The sequence below is a fragment of the Streptomyces sp. NPDC002130 genome (assembly GCF_040296465.1).
Classification (GTDB): Bacteria; Actinomycetota; Actinomycetes; order Streptomycetales; family Streptomycetaceae; genus Streptomyces.
In genome coordinates, this window is sequence record NZ_JBEOXI010000395.1 from 1 (window position 1) to 5,116 (window position 5,116).

The window sequence follows — 5,116 nt, forward strand, 5'->3', positions numbered from 1 at the left end:
ATAATGGCTTGTGAATGTGAACGCTTTCACAAGCGGTGTAAGGAGCGGCGACGTGGACCTGGCTTTGGCGCCGGAGACCCTGGCGCGATGGCAGTTCGGAATCACCACCGTCTACCACTTTTTGTTCGTCCCCCTGACGATCTCCCTGGCCGCGCTCACGGCCGGTCTGCAGACGGCGTGGGTGCGGACGGAGAAGGAGAAGTACCTCCGGGCGACCAAGTTCTGGGGCAAGCTCTTCCTGATCAACATCGCGATGGGCGTGGTCACCGGCATCGTGCAGGAGTTCCAGTTCGGCATGAACTGGTCCGACTACTCGCGCTTCGTCGGTGACGTCTTCGGTGCACCGCTCGCCTTCGAGGCACTGATCGCGTTCTTCTTCGAGTCCACCTTCATCGGCCTGTGGATCTTCGGCTGGGACAAGCTGCCGAAGAAGATCCATCTGGCCTGTATATGGATGGTCTCCATCGGCACGATCCTGTCGGCCTACTTCATCCTCGCGGCCAACTCCTGGATGCAGCACCCGGTCGGCTACCGGATCAACGAGGCGAAGGGCCGGGCCGAGCTCACCGACTTCTGGCTCGTGCTGACCCAGAACACCGCGCTCGCCCAGGTCTTCCACACGCTCACCGCGGCGTTCCTGACCGGCGGCGCCTTCATGGTCGGCATCGCCGCCTTCCACCTGGTCCGCAAGAAGCACGTCCCCGTGATGAAGACCTCGCTGCGGCTGGGCCTCGTCACCGTCGTCATCGGCGGCCTTCTCACCGCGATCAGCGGCGACGTGCTCGGCAAGATCATGTACCAGCAGCAGCCGATGAAGATGGCCGCGGCCGAGGCGCTGTGGGACGGCGAGAAGCCGGCCCCCTTCTCGGTCTTCGCCGTCGGCGACGTCGACAAGGGCCACAACAAGGTCGCCATCGAGATCCCCGGCCTGCTGTCCTTCCTCGCGAAGGACGACTTCACCTCGTACGTCCCCGGCATCAACGACGTCAACAAGGCCGAGCAGGAGAAGTACGGGCCCGGCGACTACCGGCCCAACATCCCCGTCGCCTACTGGGGCTTCCGCTGGATGATCGGCTTCGGCATGACGTCGTTCGCCATCGGACTGGCCGGGCTGTGGCTGACCCGCAAGAAGTTCATGCTGCCGCAGCACCTGAGGGTGGGCGACGACGAGGTGCCGCATCTCGTCCTGCTGCCGAAGAAGGCGCTCGGCCCGACCCTCACCAAGTGGTACTGGCGCATCGCGATCCTCACCCTGGGCTTCCCGCTGATCGCCAGCTCCTGGGGCTGGATCTTCACCGAGATGGGCCGCCAGCCGTGGGTCGTCTACGGCCTGTTCCAAACGCGTGACGCGGTCTCCCCCGGTGTCTCCCAGGCCGAGGTCATCACGTCGATGGTCGTCTTCACCACGCTGTACGCGATCCTCGCCGTCGTCGAGGTCAAGCTGCTGGTCAAGTACGTCAAGGCGGGCCCGCCGGAGCTCACCGAGGCCGACCTCAACCCGCCCACGAAGATCGGCGGCGAGTCCCGTGACGCCGACAAGCCGATGGCCTTCTCGTACTAGGCCGAGGGAGCTGCACAGTCATGGAACTGCACGACGTCTGGTTCGTTCTGATCGCCGTCCTGTGGACCGGCTACTTCTTCCTGGAGGGCTTCGACTTCGGGGTCGGCGTGCTCACGAAGCTGCTCGCCCGCAACCGGCCCGAGAAGCGGGTGCTGATCAACACCATCGGCCCCGTCTGGGACGGCAACGAGGTGTGGCTGCTCTCGGCGGCCGGCGCGACCTTCGCCGCCTTCCCCGAGTGGTACGCCACGCTCTTCTCCGGCTTCTACCTGCCCCTGCTGCTCATCCTGGTCTGCCTGATCGTCCGGGGTGTCGCCTTCGAGTACCGCGTGAAGCGGCCCGAGGAGAACTGGCAGCGCAACTGGGAGACGGCGATCTTCTGGGCCTCGCTGCTGCCCGCGTTCCTGTGGGGCGTGGCCTTCGGCAACATCGTGCGGGGCGTCAAGATCGACCAGGACTTCAACTACGCCGGTGGCGTCCTGGACCTCCTCAACCCGTACGCGCTGCTCGGCGGCCTGGTCACGCTGGCCCTGTTCACCTTCCACGGCACGGTGTTCGTCGGGCTCAAGACGGTCGGGGAGATCCGGGAGCGGGCGCGGAAGCTGGCGCTGCGCGTCGGAGCGGTGACCGCCCTGCTGGCGCTCGTCTTCTTGCTGTGGACGCAGTCCGACCGGGGAGACGGTTCGTCGCTCGTGGCGATGGCCGTGGCCGTGGCCTCGCTCCTCGTGGCCCTGGTCGCTGCACGGGCCGGGCGTGAGGGCTGGGCGTTCGCGCTGTCGGGACTCACCATCGTGGCCACGGTGGCGATGCTCTTCCTGACGCTCTTCCCGAACGTCATGCCGTCGACGCTGAACCCGGACTGGAGCCTCACGGTCACCAATGCCTCGTCCAGCCCGTACACACTGAAGATCATGACGTGGTGTGCCGGTATCGCCACCCCGGTCGTCCTGCTCTACCAGGGCTGGACGTACTGGGTGTTCCGCAAGCGGATCGGTACGCAGCACATCGCCGAGACCGCGCACTGAGGTGTGTTTCACGTGAAACCGATCGATCCGCGTCTGCTCCGGTACGCCCGCGCCACCCGTGTCTTCCTGGTGGCGGTCGTCGCCCTGGGGACGGTGGGCGCGGGGTTGGTCATCGCACAGGCGATGCTCATCGCCGAGGTGGTGGTCGGCGCGTTCCAGCACCGCATGACGGTGTCCGAACTCGGCACTCCCCTGGTGCTGTTGGCCGGCGTAGCGGTCGGCCGGGCGCTGGTCGGCTGGCTCACCGAACTCGCCGCGCACCGGGCGAGCGCGGCGGTGAAGTCCGAGCTGCGGGGGCGGTTGCTGGAGCGTTCCGCCGAGCTGGGGCCGGGCTGGCTGAGCGGGCAGCGGACCGGCTCGCTGGTCGCCCTGGCCACCCGGGGCGTCGACGCCCTCGACGACTACTTCTCGCGGTATCTGCCGCAGCTGGGCCTCGCGGTGGTCGTGCCGGTGGCGGTGCTGGCGCGGATCGTCACCGAGGACTGGGTCTCGGCGGCCATCATCGTGGGCACCCTGCCTCTCATCCCGGTCTTCATGGTGCTGATCGGCTGGGCCACCCAGTCCCGGATGGACCGTCAGTGGCGGTTGCTGTCGCGGCTGTCCGGGCACTTCCTGGACGTCGTCGCGGGCCTTGAGACGCTGAAGGTCTTCGGGCGGGCCAAGGCGCAGGCCGAGTCGATCCGGCGCATCACCGGCGAGTACCGCCGGGCGACCATGCGGACGCTGCGGATCGCCTTCATCTCCTCGTTCGCCTTGGAACTGCTCGCGACGATCTCGGTGGCACTGGTCGCCGTGACGATCGGCATGCGACTGGTGCACGGCGAGATGGACCTGTACATCGGTCTGGTCATCCTGATCCTCGCGCCCGAGGCGTATCTGCCGCTGCGGCAGGTCGGGGCGCAGTACCACGCGGCGGCGGAGGGGCTCGCCGCCGCCGAGGAGATCTTCGAGGTCCTGGAGATGCCCCGGCCGGCGTCCGGCTCCGAGGCCGTGCCGGCGGGTGCGCTGTCGTTCGAGGACGTGACCGTCCGCTACCCGGGGCGGTCGGCGGACGCCGTCACGAACGTGACCTTCGGCGTCGAGCCCGGGGAGACGGTCGCGCTCGTGGGACCGAGCGGCGCCGGCAAGTCGACGCTGCTCAGCGTCCTGCTGGGGTTCGTGCGACCGGCCGAGGGGCAGGTGCGGGTCGGGGGCGTCGACCTCGTCGATGCCGACCTGGAGCAGTGGCGCTCCCGGATCGCGTGGGTGCCGCAGCGGCCGCACCTCTACGCCGGGACGATCGCCGAGAACGTACGGCTGGCGCGGCCCGGGGCCGACGACGACTCCGTACGTCGGGCGCTGCGGGACGCCGGGGCGCTGGAGTTCGTCGACGCGCTGCCCGAGGGCGTGGAGACCGTGCTCGGTGAGGACGGCGCCGGGCTGTCCGCCGGGCAGCGGCAGCGCCTCGCACTGGCCCGCGCCTTCCTCGCCGACCGGCCCGTGCTGCTGCTCGACGAGCCGACGGCAGCGCTGGACGGGGCCACCGAGGCCGAGGTCGTCGCGGCGGTGCGGCGGATCGCGGCCGGCCGGACGGTCCTGCTGGTGGTGCACCGGCCGGCGCTGCTGGACGTCGCGGACCGGGTGGTGCGGCTGGAGGGCACGGACCGGGTGGTGCGGCCGGCGGATGCCGGGACCACCGCTGCCCTGCCTGTGGCGTCCGCCGCGACCCGGTCGGCCGGCACCCGGTCCGCCGAGGTCGAGCCGCCTGCCCGGGCCGAGTCCGTCGGACGGTCGGCTCGGGGCGGTGTCCTCACGCGCGTCCGCGCGATGTCCGGCGCCCGGCGCGGGCGGCTGGGACTCGCGCTGCTGCTCGGGAGTCTCGCCCTGGGGAGTGCCGTGGGACTCATGGCCACCTCGGGGTGGCTGATCTCGCGGGCCTCCCAGCAGCCGCCCGTGCTGTATCTGATGATGGCCGTCACCGCGACGCGGGCGTTCGGGATCGGGCGGGCCGTGTTCCGCTACGCCGAGCGGCTGGTGTCGCACGACGCCGTGCTGCGGATGCTGGCGGACACCCGGGTCGCGGTGTTCCGCAGGCTGGAGCGGCTCGCACCGGCCGGACTGCGCCGGGTCCGCCGGGGCGACCTGCTCTCCCGGCTGGTCGCGGACGTGGACGCACTGCAGGACTACTGGCTGCGGTGGCTGCTGCCTGCCGGGGCGGCCCTGGCCGTGTCGGCCGCGTCGGTCGGGTTCACCGCGTGGCTGCTGCCCGAGGCCGGGGCGGTGCTCGCGGCCGGGCTCCTGGCGGCGGGGGTCGGCGTGCCGCTGATCACCGGCGCGGTGGCCCGGCGGGCCGAGCACAAGCTGGCGCCCGCCCGTGGGGTGCTCGCGACGCGGGTGACCGATCTGCTCACCGGCACCGCCGAACTGGCCGTCGCCGGTGCGCTGCCCGCAAGGACCGCCCAGGCCGGCGAGGCCGACGGGGCGCTGACGCGGATCGCCGCGCGGGCCGCCACGGCCACCGCCCTGGGCGACGGCCTCACCGCGCTGATCT

At 70.3% G+C, this 5,116-nt stretch carries 3 protein-coding genes; all 3 read left to right on the top strand.

Going from position 1 to position 5,116, the window contains the following annotated elements; genetic code table 11:
• Positions 1–52: 52 nt before the first annotated feature.
• The gene (locus ABT116_RS39380; RefSeq protein ID WP_351644520.1) at positions 53–1,561 is read left to right on the top strand and encodes a cytochrome ubiquinol oxidase subunit I; all 1,509 of its coding nucleotides are present in this window, start codon (positions 53–55) and stop codon (positions 1,559–1,561) included.
• Positions 1,562–1,581: 20 nt separating this feature from the next.
• On the top strand, positions 1,582–2,586 hold the full coding sequence (gene cydB / locus ABT116_RS39385) for a cytochrome d ubiquinol oxidase subunit II (RefSeq protein ID WP_351644523.1): 1,005 nt from the start codon (positions 1,582–1,584) through the stop codon (positions 2,584–2,586).
• Positions 2,587–2,598: 12 nt separating this feature from the next.
• A partial coding sequence (cydD, locus tag ABT116_RS39390) for a thiol reductant ABC exporter subunit CydD (protein WP_351644526.1) occupies positions 2,599–5,116 on the top strand: 2,518 nt, incomplete at its 3' end.

What these genes read in the sequence shown, in the direction of transcription:
- cydB (WP_351644523.1), top strand. Translation starts at nt 1,582, where the DNA reads ATGGAACTGCACGACGTCTGGTTCGTTCTGATCGCCGTCCTGTGGACC.